We start from the raw sequence: 15,243 nt of genomic DNA, 5'->3' as shown, positions 1-15,243 counted from the left end.
CTCATCGGGCTAGTTTCCTTTCGATTGATTTCAGCGCGTCGGCGGCACGGATGACGTCGGCGCGCGATTGGGCATTGCGCAGCGCGGCCATGCGCTGGCCGAAGGGCGGTTCGTCGGGAAGGCGTCGGGCGAGGGCGGCCTCGATCGCCTCGTCGTCATGGTTTTTGAGACCCAGCGCCTTGCCGATGCGTGCGCGCATCATCTCGGCATAGGGCAGCGAAAGCAGGTGCAGGCGGCGGGTGCGCTGGATGAAGCCCGCGCTGTTCTGCACGAGCCGCGTCTTGCCGAAGGCAATCGCGCGGCCTTCCGCGACCGGTGGTCCGAAGCGTCGGAACGCGCGCCATGCCACCACGATCATCGCGATGATCAGGCAAAGCGTCGCGGCGAGGAAGGGCGGCGTGAAGGCGAGTGTCAGGAGGTTTTCCGAGCGCCCGAGACCGTTGAGGGTCACGTCGAACACGATGTCGAGATTCTCACCATCCATCGCAGCATCGAACACCGCATGGGCAAGGTCGGCGCGGCCTTCGTCGGCCATGCCGTAGTTGTTGAACAGGTCCGGTTCGGCGACGATCACCAGGGCGTATTTGCTCGAGGCGTAATCGTCGTCATTGTAGGACCTGGCCGGGATACCGGCAGCCTCGTCGAGCGTGGGGTAGATGCCGCCGTCATCGGCGAATCCGACGAGGATATTACCGCCCAGCCCGCTGACCAGCGCGCTCACATCGCCATTGGTGATAGCCTGCGTTACATCGGGGCGCGGCAGCTTGCCGGTGCGCCCGAGGCCGGACCAGTCTCCGCTGCTTTCGGAGATGTCGAGGTCGAATTCCGGCGGGCCGCCGCCGTAATAGGTGAAGTCCTCCACATCCTGTTCGTGCAGCACTTCGGCCCAGCGAGGCTCCGATGCACCGTTCAGCGCGACCCAGCCTTCATCGACGTCCGCGTCGGTTGCGAAGCGGGCCGACATCACGTTCCATTTCGGAAGTATGAGGATCGTCGGCCCTTCGTAGCGACGGTCGGCGATGGTCTTCGCGACTTCTGCCGGGTCGGCATACATGGTGGGGGTGAGCACCAGCAGGTTATAGTCGGTCAGCGTCCCCTGGTTGCGCGAGATAGAGACTTCATGGCCGTCCTTTTCGAGGATCTCGGCGAGCGCGGCATAGCCGGTCAGCCCGCGGCTCGCGGCATGCGACTGCCCGTCGTTGTCGGACCCGCCGGTCTGGCCGCTACCGATGAAATAGAGCGTCGCGAAGAATGCGAGCGCGCCGAACAGCAGCAGCGCGAAGACGATCTTCGGATTGAATGCGCCCTGGCTGCGCTCGCTCATGCCGAGCCTCCGGTCAGTTTCTGGAGGGCGAAGTCGGCATAGGCCGCGCGCGCTGCCTGCCAGTCATCCTGGCCGAGCGAGCGCAGGGCGAACAGGCTGCGCTCGACCCGTTCGGCAATAATCCCGAAGGCGACGCGCGCCGGTTCGGGCAATGCGGTCAGCGAAGCGAGTTCGCGCGCGGTGCTCGACGGTTCGACCCAATCGGGCCGCGCGGCGGAAATCTGGCCGACGCTGCGTTTGAGCAGCAGGTGCGTAGCCTCGTCGAAGCGTCCCTCCGCCGCGAGGCGGTCGGCATCGCTCAGCAGGGCCAGCGCCTCTTCGCGTTCGGGCACCCATTCGCTGACTTCCGGCTTGTCGTCACGGATGCGAAATTCGAGAACCGGTTCGAGCAGGCGGTACAGCAGGAAAAGCAGCATGCCGACTGCAATGATTATGAGTAGCCAGTAAACGATGGGCCAGGCAGCGCCGAACATTTGTCCGATGGGGGCAAGTAGTTCGCCGAGCCACTCGAAGAATTGGCCGATAAAACCGGGCGCTTCGGGCTCGACCTCGACCCGTTCGATCGGTTCGAATTGTATCGAATCGTCGGCGCGCACGGCATCCCAGCCGTCTTCGCCTGTCCCGCTAGCCCCGATTGCGCCCTGACCCGGTCCCGTAGTCACGACTGGCTACGTGACAGAGGCGCTGCTGGCGCGCAAGCGCCATGAACGGGCTACCCCCGTTTCCGCGCCTGCCTGTAGCTTCCGAGCACGCGAAGCTCCTTGCTGTGGAACGCCAGTTCCTCCAGCGCGCGGTCGACCGCCGGGTCGCCGGGGGCACCGATGATATCGGCATAGAACATGGTCGCAGAGAAGCTCGCGCCCTGCTGGTAGCTTTCCAGCTTGGTCATGTTGACCCCGTTGGTCGCGAAGCCGCCCATCGCCTTGTAGAGCGCTGCCGGGATGTTCTTCACCTCGAAGATGAAGGTCGTCATCTGCGGGCCGCCTTCGAGGCTTGCCGGATCGAGCGGTTCCTTCGCGAGGATCACGAAGCGCGTCATGTTGTCATGCGCATCCTCGACCTCGCGCTCGACGATGGTGAGGCCGTAGAGTTCGGCCGCGAGTTCGGGCGCGATCGCGGCAACGTTCGGATCGCCCTTCTCCGCGACATAGGCTGCAGCTCCTGCCGTGTCGGCATGGCTCAGCGGGACGATGCCTTTCTCGCGCAGGTAGAGGCGTGATTGGCCGAGCGCCTGCGGATGGCTGTAGGCCGCCTCGAACGGGCCGAGCGAGCCGTCCTCGTGCGGGACCGCCATCAGCGCATGGGTAATCGGCATGAAATGTTCGCCGACGATCGACAGCCCGCTTTCGGGAAGCAGGAAGTGGATATCGGCGACTCGTCCGTGCTGGCTGTTCTCGATCGGGATGATCGCGCAGCCGGCGCGGCCATGCTTCACCGCGTCGAGCGCATCCTCGAAGCTGAAGCAGGGCAGCGGCAGGTAGTCCGGCGTCGCTTCCCCGGCAGCGCGGTGCGAATTGGATCCGGGCGAGCCCTGGAAGGCGACTGCGCGCTCGGGATTGCGCGATGCGGCATCGCGCATCGTGTCGACCATTTCGCGGGCGGGTTCGGGAAAGCTGTGCATGACAATCTCGCGCCTAACGGGGGTGCTGCGCGCGGGCAATGGTGCAATTCGCTCAAGACCGAGTGCGAGACACACTATTGCAGTATCCCGAAGCTGTCCCTAAAGCGGCGCGCGAACGCACCAAACGGAATATTCTGCGGACAAACGACGCATGCAAGATCGTACCAACACCATTGCCGGCTGGGTCCTGTTCTCCGGGATCATGGCTCTCGGCCTTTCCATCGTCAGCGGCATGTATTTCCACGCCGGTGACCCCGAAGTGCCGGAAAACCCGGGTTACGCGGTCGAAGTGGCCGAGGACGAGGGCGGCGAATCCGGCCCCTCGCTGGCAGAACTCCTCGCCACCGGCAGCGCCGCATCGGGCGAAGCCGTCTTCGCGAAGTGCACCGCTTGCCACACGATCGAGCAGGGCGGCGCCAACGGCATCGGTCCGAATCTCTACGGTGTGATGGGCCAGTCGATCGGCAAGCACGTTGCCGGTTTCGCCTACAGCGAAGCGCTTTCGAGCAATGGCGGTACCTGGACGTGGGAAAACATGGATGCGTGGCTCAAGTCGCCGCGTGGTTTCGCCAACGGCACCAAGATGAGCTTTGCCGGCCTTTCCAAGCCGGAAGATCGCGCGAACCTGATGCTCTATCTCGAAACCTTCGGCGGCGCGCCGAGCAAGCCGGCTTACGATCCGGAAGCTGCAGCAGCAGAAGCGGCCGAGGGTGAAGTCGACGGTGCGGGCGAAGGCCCGGGCCCGGTCGAGGGTGCCGACGTCGATCCGGTCGAAGCAGCCGGTGCGATGGGCGCGGACCAGCCGGTTCCCAGCGAATAATTCACGACGATTTCGTCGCAATGACGCCGCTCCGTTCCGGGGCGGCGTTTTTGTTTGTGCCGCTCAGTCGTCCTTGCGGCCCTTGAAGCCCTGGGCGACGACGTACCATTCGGACGAACCCTTGCGGCTGGCCGGCGGCTTGGCGTGCTTGACCGTCTTGAAGTGCTTCTTGAGCAGGTCGAGCAATTCGCGGTCGGTCCCGCCTGCCAGCACCTTGGCGACAAAGGTGCCGCCCTTTTCCAGCGTCTCTACCGCGAACCAGGCAGCAGCTTCGACCAGCGCCATGGTGCGCAGGTGGTCGGTCTGCTTGTGGCCCACGGTGTTCGCCGCCATGTCCGACATGACGAGATCGGGCGGCCCGTCGAGCGCAGCCTCGAGCTTTGCCGGGGCGGCATCGTCCATGAAATCCATCTGGAGGATCGTCACGCCTTCCAGCGGCTCGGTTTCCAGCAGGTCGATCCCGACGATGGCTGCCTTGGGCACTTTCTTGCGAACCACCTGCGCCCAGCCGCCCGGTGCAATGCCGAGGTCGACGACGCGGCGAACGCCCTGCAGCAGGCCGAATTTCTCGTCGAGCTCGATGAGCTTGTAGGCCGCCCGGCTGCGATAGCCGTCGGCCTTCGCCTGCTTGACGTAGGGATCGTTCAGCTGCCGCTCGAGCCAGCGTGTCGAGGAAGCCGTGCGTTTGCGCGCCGTGCGCACGCGCGTGTCGCGATCCTTGCCCGACCTACTCATTGCGTAACCTCTTGAGTGCCTTGAGACTGCGTTCGGCATCGGCCTCTGCCGCCATCAGGCTGCGCAGAATGCCTTCGCGAATACCGCGATCGGCCACGCCCAGCCGGTCGGCCGGCCAGATGTCGAGGATCGATTCGAGAATCGCACAGCCCGCGACGACCAGGTCGGCACGGTCCTGCCCGATGCAGGGCAGCTCGCCGCGTTCCTGGAAGCTCATGCCGGACAGTCGGGTGCTGATGTCGCGCATCGAGCTCGACGGGACGATCAGCCCGTCGACTGCCCGCCGGTCGTAATGCGGCAGTTCGAGATGGAGGCTGGCGAGCGTCGTCACCGTGCCGCTGGTGCCGAGCAGGCGGATGTCGCGCGAAGTCTTGGCCCGCTCAGCAATACGTTCGGCGAAGGGCGCGAAGCTGTCGCGCACGACCCGGCGCATTTCGGCATAGCGCGCGGCGCGTTCGTCCTCGGTGCCTTCGCAGCGGCCGACCGTGTCGGTCAGCGACACCACGCCCCATGGCACGCTCTGCCAGTCGAGGATGCGCGGCACCCGTTCGCCCGGTTCGATCAGTACCAGTTCGGTCGAGCCGCCGCCGATATCGAAGATGACCGCCGGGCCGTCACCGCCCTCGAGCAGGATGTGGCAGCCGAGGACCGCAAGGCGCGCTTCCTCTTCGGCCGAAATAATGTCGAGCGCGATGCCGGTTTCGCGCCGGACACGCTCGATGAACGCCTCGCCATTGGCAGCACGGCGGCAGGCCTCGGTCGCGACCGAGCGCGCGAGGTGGACGTTGCGGCGCTTCAACTTCTCCGCACACACCTGCAGTGCGCCGAGCGTGCGCTCCATCGCATCGTCGCTCAGCCGACCCGATTTCGCGAGGCCTTCGCCAAGCCGGACGACGCGGCTGAAGGCATCGATCACGGTGAAATTCTCGCCCGAAGGCCGGGCGATCAGCAGGCGGCAATTGTTCGTGCCGAGGTCGAGCGCGGCGTACGCCTGGCGCTGGTTCGTCGGGAATTGGGAAGGGGGAGGCGCCTTGCGACGAGAATCACCGCGATTGCGGGACCGCCTGCCGCGCTTCTTTCCATCGGGCTGCGAGGGGGAGCGGTAGCGGAAATCGGCTACCTTGCCGGACTTTTCAGCCCCTCTCTTGCCAGCCCTCCTGTTGCCGTCCGGCGGAGAAATATCCGCCATATTCAAAGCTTTCATTATCCTCCCGCGAGCCATTCGCGGGGACTTGGCAATGATGCTACAGCGATGAAAGCGGAACGGCAAGCGCAGTCGGCTCTCGGCCCTTGACCTAGCTGCCCAAGCGACCTATTTGCGCGCCCCTGCCGTCGATCGCCGTAGCGATCCGGCACATGATGCCCCGTCGTCTAATGGTAAGACTACGGACTCTGACTCCGTCAATTGAGGTTCGAATCCTCACGGGGCATCCACTCTTCCTCAAATCGACAGGTCACGGTGCGAGCCACAGGCGGATTAGCCAGGCTATCGCGCCCAGCAGCGCGACGCTCGCCAGCCAGATCGCCGCCATCCAGGCGAGCCGCTTCCATAGCGGCGCTTCGGGCGCGTCCCCGGGCATCAGTGATAGCCTTCGTCGGTCACCTTGCCGCGGAAGATCCAGTACGCCCAGGCGGTGTAGGCGATGATGAGCGGCATGGTGAGTGCAACGCCCACCAGCATGAATATCTGGCTGCGTTCGGGCGCGGCGGCGTCCCAGATGGTCAGCCCCGGCGGTACGACGTAGGGCCACATGGTCACGCCGAGCCCGGCCATCCCGAAGAAGAACAGCGCGATGGACAGCCAGAAAGGCTTGCTGTTGCGTTCCCGCCTGATCGACCGGACGAGCGAGACGGCGATGATCGCGGTGACGATCGGGACCGGGGCGGCGAAATAGATCTCCGGCGCGGTCAGCCAGCGCGCGGCATATTCGGCGTTGAGAGCCACGTTGTAGAGGCTCACCGCTCCCATCAGCACGATGGTCGCGATCGACGCGCGGAAGGCGAGCTTGCGTGCATGCGCCTGTGCCTCGCCTTCCAGCTTCCAGATCAGCCAGGTGCTTCCGAGCAGAGCGTATCCCGCAACCACGCCGACACCGGTCAGCAGGGTGTAGGGCGTGAGCCAGTCGAACCAGCTGCCGGCGTAGGCGCGGTCGACCACTTCGATACCCTGCAACAGCGCGCCGAGCGTCATGCCCTGCGCCATGGCGGCAACCAGCGAGCCGCCGGTGAATGCCGCGTCCCAGAAGCGCCTGTGTGCCGGATCGCGCCAGCGATATTCAAAGGCCACTCCGCGGAAGACGAGGCCGAGCAGCATCGCGATGATGAGCGGGTAGGTCGCCGGCAGGATGACCGCATAGGCGAGCGGAAAAGCGGCGAACAAACCGCCGCCGCCGAGCACCAACCAGGTCTCGTTCCCGTCCCATACCGGCGCGATGGAGTTCATCGCCTTGTCGCGCTCCGGCCCGACATCGAAGGTCGGGAACAGGACGCCGATGCCCAGATCGAAGCCGTCCATCACGACATAGGCGAAAACCGCGAAGGCGATGATGAAGGCCCAGATGGTTGTGAGGTCCATCACACGTCCTCCTCTTGCGTCGGAAGCGGTTCGTCATGGCCGGGGTTCTGCGTCGGCCCGGGCGTGACGCCGGCGGTCCTGATCGGACCCGTATCGCCGCGCTTGGCACCGGTTTCGCCGACATGCGGGGCGTGGCTCATCAGGCGCAGGATGTACCAGACGCCGACGCCGAAGACCGCGAAATAGACGAGGATGAAAGCGAGCAGCGAGGCTCCTACAGCCGGCGCATCGAGCGGGCTTGCGGCCTCCGACGTGCGCAGCAGGCCGTAAATCACATAGGGCTGGCGGCCGACCTCGGTGGTAATCCATCCGGCAAGGACGGCGACGAAGCCAGATGGTGCCATCAGGACCGCGGCGCGGTGCAGCCACGTCGTGTCGTAGAGGCGTTTGCGGAAACGCGCCCACAGGCTCCACAGCCCGATGCCGAGCATGGCAAACCCGATCCCGACCATGATGCGGAACGACCAGAAGACCATGCCCACCGGCGGTTCCTCGTCGTCGGGTATGGTGTCGAGCCCGGCAAGCGGCGCGTCGGGATCGTGCTTGAGGATGAGCGAGGATACCTTGGGTATCTCGATGGCGTATTTGACGCGCTTCTCCTCGCTGTCGGGAATGCCGAACAGGATCAGCGGCGCGCCATTGGGGTGGCTGTCGTAATGCCCCTCCATCGCCATGACTTTCTGCGGCTGGTGCTCGAGCGTATTGAGCCCGTGCATGTCGCCTGCGAAAATCTGCGCGGGCGTGACGATCGCGGCCATCCACATCGCCATCGAGAACATCTTGCGTGCGCGCTGGTTGGTCCGGTCCTTCAAGAGGTGCCATGCGCCGACCCCGCCGACGACGAAGGCGGTGGTGAGATAGGCGGCCATGACGGTGTGCACGAGCCGGTAGGGGAAGCTGGGGTTGAAGATGATCTCGAGCCAGCTTTCTCCCGGCAGGTACTGGCCGTTCGCTGCCAGCTCGTAGCCGGTCGGCGTCTGCATCCAGCTGTTGACCGAGAGGATCCAGAAAGCGGAGATGAAAGTGCCCAATGCGACCATGCAGGTCGCCGCGAAATGCAGCTTCTTGCCGACCTTGTTCATGCCGAACAGCATGACGCCGAGGAAGCCGGCTTCGAGGAAGAAGGCGGTCAGTACCTCATAGGCCATCAGCGGCCCGATGACCGGTCCGGCGACATCCGAGAAAACCGACCAGTTGGTGCCGAACTGGTAGCTCATCACGATGCCGGAGACGACGCCCATGGCAAAAGCGATGGCGAAGATCTTCACCCAGTATTTGAACAGGTCGAGATAGAGCTGCCTGCCGGTCTTCAGCCACAGCCCTTCGAGCACCATCAGGTAGCTCGCGAGCCCGATCGAAAAGGCCGGGAAGAAGAAGTGGAAGCTCACCGTGAAGGCGAACTGTATGCGAGCAAGCAACAGTGCATCGAACTGTTCGAACATGGCTGGTTTCTAAGTGCCTCTGCTTGCTTGGAATAACGCAAAGAACGCGATGGTTGTTCGCCCGAGCGCACGTTCGGGAGTGCGCGCGGTAGGTGTCAGATCATGCCGCGCGCCATGTCGTCGGGCCACGGCTCGTTCTTGCCGTCGTCGCGCATCAGTTCTGCAAAGGCGCGTGCCTGACTGAGGAAGACCTTGCCGTTCAGCTCCTCGACGAATTGCGTGCGCTGCAGGCGGTCCATCACCGGGCCTTTCACTTCCGACAGGTGCAGGCCGATATTGCCGTCGATCAGGCGGTGGTTGATCGCCTCGAGGCTTTCGAGCCCGGAGGCGTCGATTTCGTTCACCGCGCTGCACATCAGGATGACGTGGCGCACTTCGGGCCGGTCGGCGACTTCCTCGAGCACATATTCCTCGAGCCAGCGGGCGTTGAGGTAAGTCAGGCTCTCGTCGATGCGGATCGAGAGGACGTGCGGGACGGTGAAGACCTGGTGCCGCTCGACATTGCGGAAGTGCTCGGTCTCCGGAACGCGGCCGACGATCGCGGCGTGCGGGCGGCTGGCTCGCCACAGGTAGAGCAGCAGGCCGACCCCGACACCGGCGATAACGCCCAGCTCGACACCCGCCAGCAGGGTAATACCGATGGTCGCCATATGCGCGGCGAAGTCGGCCTTGGAATAACGCCACAGTTGCCCGGGCGTCTTGAGGTCGACGAGGCTCAGCACGGCGACGATGATGGTCGCGGCGAGGGTCGCGATCGGCAGGTTGAACAGCAGCGGGGTGAGAAACAGCGAGGCGAGCGCGATGCCGACCGCGGTGTAGGCTCCGGCGGCAGGCGTTTCCGCGCCGGCATCGAAATTGACGACCGATCGGGCGAAGCCGCCGGTGACCGGGTAGCCGCCCGAAAAGGCGCTCGCGATGTTGGACGCGCCAAGGCCGATCAGCTCCTGGTCGGGCGCGATCCGCTGGCGGCGCTTGGCCGCAAGGGTCTGTGCGACCGAAACGCTTTCAACGAAGCCGATGATCGAGATGAGGAGGGCAGGGACCCACAGCTTCTCGATCAGCGTCAGGTCGGTCGACGGGAAGGCGAAGGGCGGCAGGCCCTGCGGGACTTCGCCGACGAGATTGACGCCCTTGGTGCCGAGGTCGAGCGCGATGACCGCAAGTATGGTCAGCGCGACGGCAACGACCGGCCCGGCCTTGGCAGTCATCTCCGCGGCGCGCGGGGGTAGGCCGATCGCCTGCAGCGCGGGCTTTGCTCCCTTGCGGACCCAGAAGAGGAAGATCGTCGCCGGAATGCCGATGGCGAGCGTCCAGGCATTAGTGTCGCCGACTGCGCTTGCCAGCGACCCGAGCATCTCGGGCCAGTTGTCGCCGCCCGCCTTCACGCCGAGGATATGCTTCACCTGGCTGGTCGCGATCAGGATGCCGCTCGCCGTGATGAAACCGCTGATGACCGGGTGCGACAGGAGATTGGCGAGGAAGCCTGCTCTGAGGAAGCCGAGGATGGCGAGCATGATGCCCGACAAGGCCGCGAGCGTGATCGCCGCCTCGAGATATTCGGCCGTCCCTTGCGCGGCGACCGCGCCGGCAGCAGATGCCGTCATGAGCGAAATGACCGCGACCGGGCCGACGGCCAGCGTGCGGCTCGTCCCGAAGATCGCATAGGCGACCAGCGGCAGGATCGATGCATAGAGGCCGACGACCGGCGGTAGCCCCGCAAGCAGCGCATAGGCGAGGCTTTGCGGGATCAGCATGATGGTAACGATCACCGCCGCCATCAGATCGTTGCTCAGGACCGAGCTGTTGTAGGTCCGCCCCCACTCCAGGATCGGAAAAAAGCGTGCAAGCATCTCGGTCGGTCCTCCGCGCGGCCTATTGCGCGATCATGTTGCCGGGTCCGGCAAGCCATTCGCGGCCCTTGAGCATCCCGTTCCAGTAGATCCAAGGCAAGGCGTCGGCCTTGAGCATCCACGACAGGCGGGCAGGCTTCGTGCCGTCGATCAGCCATGTGGGGAAGCTCGGCATCAGCTTTCCGCCATAGCCGAATTCGGCGAGAACGATCTTGCCGCGCTCGACCGTCAGCGGGCACGAGCCGTAACCGTCGTAGCCGGCAGTCGGTCCCTTGCCGTCGAGCTGGCGCAACGCGTTGACCGCGACGACCGGCGCCTGCTTGCGCGCGGCAGCAGCGGTCTTGGCATTGGGCATCGAACCGCCGTCGCCGAGGCCGAAGACATTGGGATAGCGATTGTGCCGCAGCGTGTGCTGGTCGACATCGGTGAAGCCGCTTTCCGAGGCAAGCGGGCTGTCGGCGAGGAATTGCGGCGCGACCTGCGGGGGGACGACATGGAGCATGTCGAACTCGCGGGTGACTTCGCCGTCTTTCGTCTGGAAGGTGGCCGACTGGTTCGGCCCGTCGACTGCGACGAGGTTGCTGCCGAGCTTCAGGCCGATGTCGTATTTCTCGACATATTCCATCAGCGCCGGAACGTAGTCCTGCACGCCGAACAGCACGCCGCCCGCATTGCGGAACTCGACCTCGATATCGCCGAGGACGCCGCTGCGCAGCCAGTGATCGCACGACAGGTACATTGCCTTCTGCGGCGCACCAGCGCATTTGATCGGCATCGGCGGCTGGGTGAAGATCGCCCGCCCGCGCTTCAGGCCCTGGACGAGCTGCCATGTATAGGGCGCGAGGTCGTAGCGATAATTGGAGGTGACACCGTTCTTGCCCAGCGTCGCTTCCAGTCCCTCGATCTTCTCCCACGCGAGGCGAATGCCCGGCGCGACGATCAATACGTCGTAGCCGACCGTGGTGCCGTCTTCGAGCGTGACCTCGTTGTCATCCGGCTGGAAGGTCTTCGCCGCCGTCTTGAGCCAGGTGACACCCTTGGGCATCACGCTCTTCATCGGGCGACGGGTGACTTCGGGTTCGAAAATCCCGCCGCCGACCATCGTCCAGCCCGGCTGGTAGGCATGGATGTCCGAGGGCTCGATGATCGCGATGTCGAGACCGGCCCGGCGCTTGAGCATGGATGCCGCGGTCGCAATGCCCGCAGCGCCGCCGCCGATGATGACGACCGTATGTTTGTTCGAGTGCGCCATCGGCGTCTCTCCTGGCTGGGTGTTGTCTATTCGCCGATGCGATCCGCGAGGGCCGACAGGTCGTAACCGGCCTCCCTCGCGAGCTGCAGGCGCATGTCGGCGCTGTGATCGAGCGGATTGGCTAGCGTCTCGAGCGTGATCGAACGGGTTCCGGTGCGGCAATAGGCCAGCGTCGGGCCCTCGGTGCCGCGCCGAACTGCGCGGAATGCCGCGATGGCGCCTTCCGGGAAGGCACCGCCGCTCACCGGGATGTGGTGGAAGGCAAGCCCTGCCTCCTGTGCGGCCTCGCGCATCGACTGGACGGTCGGCTGGCCCTCTTCCTCTCCGTCGGGACGGTTGCAGATGACCGCGGTGAAGCCGCGCTCGGCCAGAGTAGCCATGTCCGAAGGGTCAAGCTGCGGCGCCACGGCGAAGGCGCTATCGACGTCACGGATCTCCATCACGCATCCTTCTCTGTGAAGCGCACGATGAGCATGCCGGCGAGCATTGCGACGATGAAGATCGCTGCCGAAACCGGCTCGATCACCAGTGCGGCAACGCCCGGTCCGGGGCACAGGCCGGCAATGCCCCAGCCGATGCCGAACAGGGCCGCCCCGCCGATCAGCTTCGGCGTCAGGTCGGTCCGGTCCGGGATGGAGAACTTCTCCGCGAAGACCGGGTGCTTCATGCGATGGGGGAATTGCCAGGCGATCGCCATGACGATGACCGCGCCGCCCATCACGAAGGCGAGGGTCGGGTCCCAGTCACCGAAGATGTCGAGGAAACCGCGCACGCGGGCCGGGTTGGTCATGCCGCCAAGGGCAAGACCGGCACCGAACAGCGTGCCCGAAACGAGCGGCGGGAGCCACTGGCGGATCAGCGATTGCTGCATGTGTTCATTCCGATCAGGCGGTAGGCGGGGCACGAACCGACGAGGCTCGTGACGACAAAAATCGCGACGACGATCCAGGCGCCGATGGCAAGCGGCCCTTCGAGCGTGCCGTTCCAAGCCAGCACCGCGAGGACGATCGCGACCGCGATGCGCAGGACCCGGTCGAGCGTTCCCATGTTCTTCGTCATTGCAATACTTCCAGTCCGAGTTTGTTCATGACCGCGACGGTCGCGATCCCGGCGAGCATGAAGGTCACCGTCGCTACGATCGATCGCTGCGAGAGACGGCTGACGCCGCATACGCCGTGGCCGCTCGTGCACCCGCTGCCGAGGCGCGTGCCGATACCGACCAGCAAGCCGGCGACGACCAGCACGAGCGGGCTGGCGAAGCGAGCTTCGAGGCCGCCCGTGGCGAGCACCACGACCAGCGCGCCGAGCGGGAGGCCGAGGAGGAACATCCATGCGCTTGACGGGGACATGCCGCTGTCGCTGATGCCGGTTGCACGCGCCGCGATGCCGGACACACCGGCAATGCGGCCTGCGCCGAGCAGCATGAGCGCCGCGGCAAGGCCGATGAGGATGCCGCCGCCGAGACCGGCCAGCGGGGCTGCGTCGGGAAAGCCGGGGAGCATCATACCGCGTTCACCGGAATCTTGATGTAGCTGACGCCGTTGTCTTCCGGCTCGGGCAGTCGGCCGCCGCGGATGTTGACCTGGACCGACGGCATGATGAGGTTCGGCATGGCGAGCGTCTTGTCACGCGCAGTGCGCATCTCGACGAACTCGGCTTCGCTCACGCCGTCCTTCACGTGGACATTCTCGCGCCGCTGCTGGCCGACAGTGGTCTCCCACGCATATTCGTCGCGGCCCGGCGCCTTGTAGTCGTGGCACAGGAAGAGGCGCGTCTCTTCGGGCAGGGACAGCAATCGGCGGATCGAATGAAAGAGCTGGCGAGCATCGCCGCCCGGGAAATCCGCCCGCGCGGTCCCGAAATCGGGCATGAAGATGGTATCGCCGACGAAAGCCGCATCGCCGATGATGAAAGCCATATCGGCCGGTGTGTGGCCGGGCACGTGCAGCGCAATGCCTTCGATCTCGCCGAGGCTGAAGGTCTCGCCATCGGTGAACAGGTGGTCGAACTGCGAACCGTCGCGCTCGAAATCGGTGCCGGCGTTGAACAGCTTGCCGAAGACGTCCTGCACGCGGATGATCTCCGCGCCGATCGCCAGCTTGCCGCCGAGCTTCTCCTGCAGGTAAGGCGCAGCGGAGATATGATCGGCGTGAGCATGCGTCTCGATCAACCAAGTCACTTTCAGATTATTAGAAGTGACATATTCGATCATGCGATCGGCCGAACCATAGGAAGTGCGGCCGGAAGCCGCTTCGTAGTCCAGCACAGAATCGATAATGGCCGCCTCGCACGTCGCAGGATCGTGCACGACGTAGCTGACGGTGTAGGTGGCTTCATCGAAAAAGCCCGCGATCGAGGGGCGTAGCGCCTTGGTCTCCTGCGCGCGGCGGATCTGTTCGGTGGCTGCCTGGAGGGGTGCATCCGACTCGGACATGATATTTCTCCAATACGATTACATAAAATGTGTATATGTATTGCTTTTGCAGTGTCAAGTGCTATGTCGGACGGGATGATGACCCAGGATCATGACACGAAGAGGGCCTCGGGCCTGCGGATCGGCGACCATGCGCCCGATTTCGAGGCGCGCAGCACCGTGGGCAATGTTCGCCTGTCGGAGTATCGCGGCCGCTGGCTCGTGCTCTTTTCGCATCCGGCGGATTTCACGCCGGTATGCACGACGGAGTTCGTGGAGCTGGCGAAACAGGCCGATGCCTTTGCGGCGCGAGACTGCGCGCTCATGGCACTGTCGGTCGACAGCCTGTTTTCCCACTTCGCTTGGCTGCGGATGATCCGCGACAGGTTCGGCGTCGAAGTCCGCTTCCCCATCGTGGAGGATCCGACGCTGGTGATCGGCCGCGCCTTCGGCATGGTCGCACCGCAGGACAATGACAGTGCGACCGTGCGCACGACGTTCTTCATCGACCCCGAAGGCGTGGTGCGCGCGATGACCTGCTATCCGGCCAATGTCGGCCGATCGATTCCCGAAATGCTGCGCATGCTCGATGCGCTCCAGGCGGTCGATGCGAATGACGGGCTTGCTCCGGCGAACTGGAATTCGGGCGATGCGCTCCTCAGCCCGCCGACGCATGATCTCGATGAAGTCTTCGGTGCGAAGGAGGAAACCGGCTGGTTCCTGCGCGAGGGCACGGGGAAGGGTAAGGGCAAGCGGCGATGACCGACGCTGAGCAGATTGACGCGCTCAAGGCGCTCGCCCATCCGCTGCGGCTGCAGATCCTGCAGTCCTTGCAGGGGCGCGAGCGCAATGTCGGCGAGATCGAGCAGGCGACCGGCATCGGCCAGCCTGCGCTATCCCAGCAGCTCGGCGTGCTGCGCAAGGCGGGGCTGGTCGACACGCGCAAGGAAGCGAAGCTCGTTTATTACAATCTCAATCCGAAACGCCTTTCGGCGCTTGCCGAAATCGTCGGTGGATTGGCTGGAGTGGCAGCAGGTCCTGCGACGAAGGAGCGGCCCCGTTCGCCCGGTGTGGCGAACTTCGCGCGGCTTTCCTGATCGGCCATCCACCGCTCCAATCCCGAATCTCACAAGCATCGCGTCTTAGCGTTTGACATCGCGCGAGGACCGGCTAATGCCCGCTTACTGCGACTGATTATCATTAGCTTCAAA

At 64.7% G+C, this 15,243-nt stretch carries 18 protein-coding genes and 1 tRNA gene; 4 read left to right on the top strand and 15 right to left on the bottom strand.

What is annotated here, in order from left to right; all coding sequences use genetic code 11:
• Position 1 precedes the first annotated feature (1 nt).
• From EO245_RS00415 to EO245_RS00405, 3 genes are read right to left on the bottom strand one after another with little or no spacing between them, the layout of a single operon-like run.
• Positions 2 to 1,324: a DUF4350 domain-containing protein gene (locus tag EO245_RS00415; protein WP_128891079.1), complete on the bottom strand. Its 1,323-nt coding sequence runs from the start codon at positions 1,322 to 1,324 to the stop codon at positions 2 to 4.
• Positions 1,321 to 1,986, bottom strand: a complete 666-nt coding sequence (locus EO245_RS00410; protein ID WP_128891078.1) for a hypothetical protein — start codon at positions 1,984 to 1,986, stop codon at positions 1,321 to 1,323. The genes EO245_RS00415 and EO245_RS00410 overlap by 4 nt, the downstream gene beginning before the upstream one ends.
• Positions 1,987 to 2,036: 50 nt before the next feature.
• On the bottom strand, positions 2,037 to 2,945 hold the full coding sequence (locus EO245_RS00405) for a prephenate dehydratase (protein WP_128891077.1): 909 nt from the start codon (positions 2,943 to 2,945) through the stop codon (positions 2,037 to 2,039).
• 151 nt (positions 2,946 to 3,096) lie between these two features.
• Here EO245_RS00405 and EO245_RS00400 point away from each other — a divergent pair, with 151 nt between their 5' ends.
• On the top strand, positions 3,097 to 3,765 hold the full coding sequence (locus EO245_RS00400) for a cytochrome c family protein (protein ID WP_128891076.1): 669 nt from the start codon (positions 3,097 to 3,099) through the stop codon (positions 3,763 to 3,765).
• A gap of 63 nt (positions 3,766 to 3,828) precedes the next feature.
• Here the strand turns inward: EO245_RS00400 and EO245_RS00395 are convergent, their stop codons facing one another.
• Positions 3,829 to 4,500 (bottom strand): RlmE family RNA methyltransferase, encoded by a 672-nt coding sequence (locus tag EO245_RS00395; protein ID WP_128891075.1) that lies wholly within the window; start codon positions 4,498 to 4,500, stop codon positions 3,829 to 3,831.
• Positions 4,493 to 5,689: a Ppx/GppA phosphatase family protein gene (locus EO245_RS00390; protein WP_128893389.1), complete on the bottom strand. Its 1,197-nt coding sequence runs from the start codon at positions 5,687 to 5,689 to the stop codon at positions 4,493 to 4,495. The genes EO245_RS00395 and EO245_RS00390 overlap by 8 nt, the downstream gene beginning before the upstream one ends.
• Before the next feature lie 171 nt (positions 5,690 to 5,860).
• On the opposite strand from EO245_RS00390, the gene EO245_RS00385 reads away from it, so the two are divergent.
• Positions 5,861 to 5,934 (top strand) — tRNA-Gln (locus EO245_RS00385).
• Between the two features lie 20 nt (positions 5,935 to 5,954).
• On the opposite strand, the gene EO245_RS00380 is transcribed toward EO245_RS00385, so the two are convergent.
• From EO245_RS00380 to EO245_RS00335, 10 genes are all read right to left on the bottom strand, one after another.
• On the bottom strand, positions 5,955 to 6,080 hold the full coding sequence (locus tag EO245_RS00380; protein WP_128891074.1) for a DUF2474 domain-containing protein: 126 nt from the start codon (positions 6,078 to 6,080) through the stop codon (positions 5,955 to 5,957).
• Positions 6,080 to 7,075, bottom strand: coding sequence for a cytochrome d ubiquinol oxidase subunit II (cydB, locus tag EO245_RS00375; RefSeq protein ID WP_128891073.1), 996 nt, complete (start codon positions 7,073 to 7,075; stop codon positions 6,080 to 6,082). The genes EO245_RS00380 and cydB overlap by 1 nt, the downstream gene beginning before the upstream one ends.
• On the bottom strand, positions 7,075 to 8,517 hold the full coding sequence (locus EO245_RS00370) for a cytochrome ubiquinol oxidase subunit I (RefSeq protein WP_128891072.1): 1,443 nt from the start codon (positions 8,515 to 8,517) through the stop codon (positions 7,075 to 7,077). Before EO245_RS00370 ends, cydB begins: the two co-directional genes overlap by 1 nt.
• 95 nt (positions 8,518 to 8,612) lie before the next feature.
• Entirely contained in the window at positions 8,613 to 10,367 is a 1,755-nt protein-coding gene (locus EO245_RS00365; protein ID WP_128891071.1) for a SulP family inorganic anion transporter, read from the bottom strand.
• Between the two features lie 22 nt (positions 10,368 to 10,389).
• A complete protein-coding gene (locus EO245_RS00360) occupies positions 10,390 to 11,619 on the bottom strand; it encodes an FAD/NAD(P)-binding oxidoreductase (RefSeq protein WP_128891070.1) in 1,230 nt (409 codons plus the stop codon).
• A 26-nt stretch (positions 11,620 to 11,645) separates the two neighbouring features.
• Positions 11,646 to 12,059 carry a TIGR01244 family sulfur transferase gene (locus EO245_RS13440; protein ID WP_128891069.1) on the bottom strand — a complete coding sequence of 138 codons (414 nt, stop codon included), beginning with the start codon at positions 12,057 to 12,059 and terminating at the stop codon, positions 11,646 to 11,648.
• Complete coding sequence (locus tag EO245_RS00350; RefSeq protein WP_199798659.1) at positions 12,059 to 12,490, bottom strand: YeeE/YedE family protein; 432 nt, start codon at positions 12,488 to 12,490, stop codon at positions 12,059 to 12,061. The genes EO245_RS13440 and EO245_RS00350 overlap by 1 nt, the downstream gene beginning before the upstream one ends.
• Positions 12,475 to 12,678, bottom strand: a complete 204-nt coding sequence (locus EO245_RS00345) for a DUF2892 domain-containing protein (RefSeq protein ID WP_128891068.1) — start codon at positions 12,676 to 12,678, stop codon at positions 12,475 to 12,477. Before EO245_RS00345 ends, EO245_RS00350 begins: the two co-directional genes overlap by 16 nt.
• Entirely contained in the window at positions 12,675 to 13,124 is a 450-nt protein-coding gene (locus EO245_RS00340; RefSeq protein WP_128891067.1) for a YeeE/YedE family protein, read from the bottom strand. The genes EO245_RS00345 and EO245_RS00340 overlap by 4 nt, the downstream gene beginning before the upstream one ends.
• On the bottom strand, positions 13,121 to 14,053 hold the full coding sequence (locus EO245_RS00335; protein ID WP_128891066.1) for an MBL fold metallo-hydrolase: 933 nt from the start codon (positions 14,051 to 14,053) through the stop codon (positions 13,121 to 13,123). The genes EO245_RS00340 and EO245_RS00335 overlap by 4 nt, the downstream gene beginning before the upstream one ends.
• A gap of 78 nt (positions 14,054 to 14,131) precedes the next feature.
• Between EO245_RS00335 and EO245_RS00330 the strand changes: the two genes are divergently transcribed.
• A complete protein-coding gene (locus tag EO245_RS00330) occupies positions 14,132 to 14,794 on the top strand; it encodes a peroxiredoxin (protein WP_234026984.1) in 663 nt (220 codons plus the stop codon).
• Positions 14,791 to 15,129 (top strand): helix-turn-helix transcriptional regulator, encoded by a 339-nt coding sequence (locus tag EO245_RS00325; RefSeq protein ID WP_128891064.1) that lies wholly within the window; start codon positions 14,791 to 14,793, stop codon positions 15,127 to 15,129. Before EO245_RS00330 ends, EO245_RS00325 begins: the two co-directional genes overlap by 4 nt.
• The last annotated feature ends 114 nt before the right edge of the window (positions 15,130 to 15,243 follow it).

This window comes from Erythrobacter sp. HKB08, assembly GCF_004114695.1.
GTDB lineage: Bacteria > Pseudomonadota > Alphaproteobacteria > Sphingomonadales > Sphingomonadaceae > Parerythrobacter_A.
The sequence above is the reverse complement of the archived record's forward strand: the minus strand, read 5'-3'. Positions and strand labels throughout refer to the sequence as shown.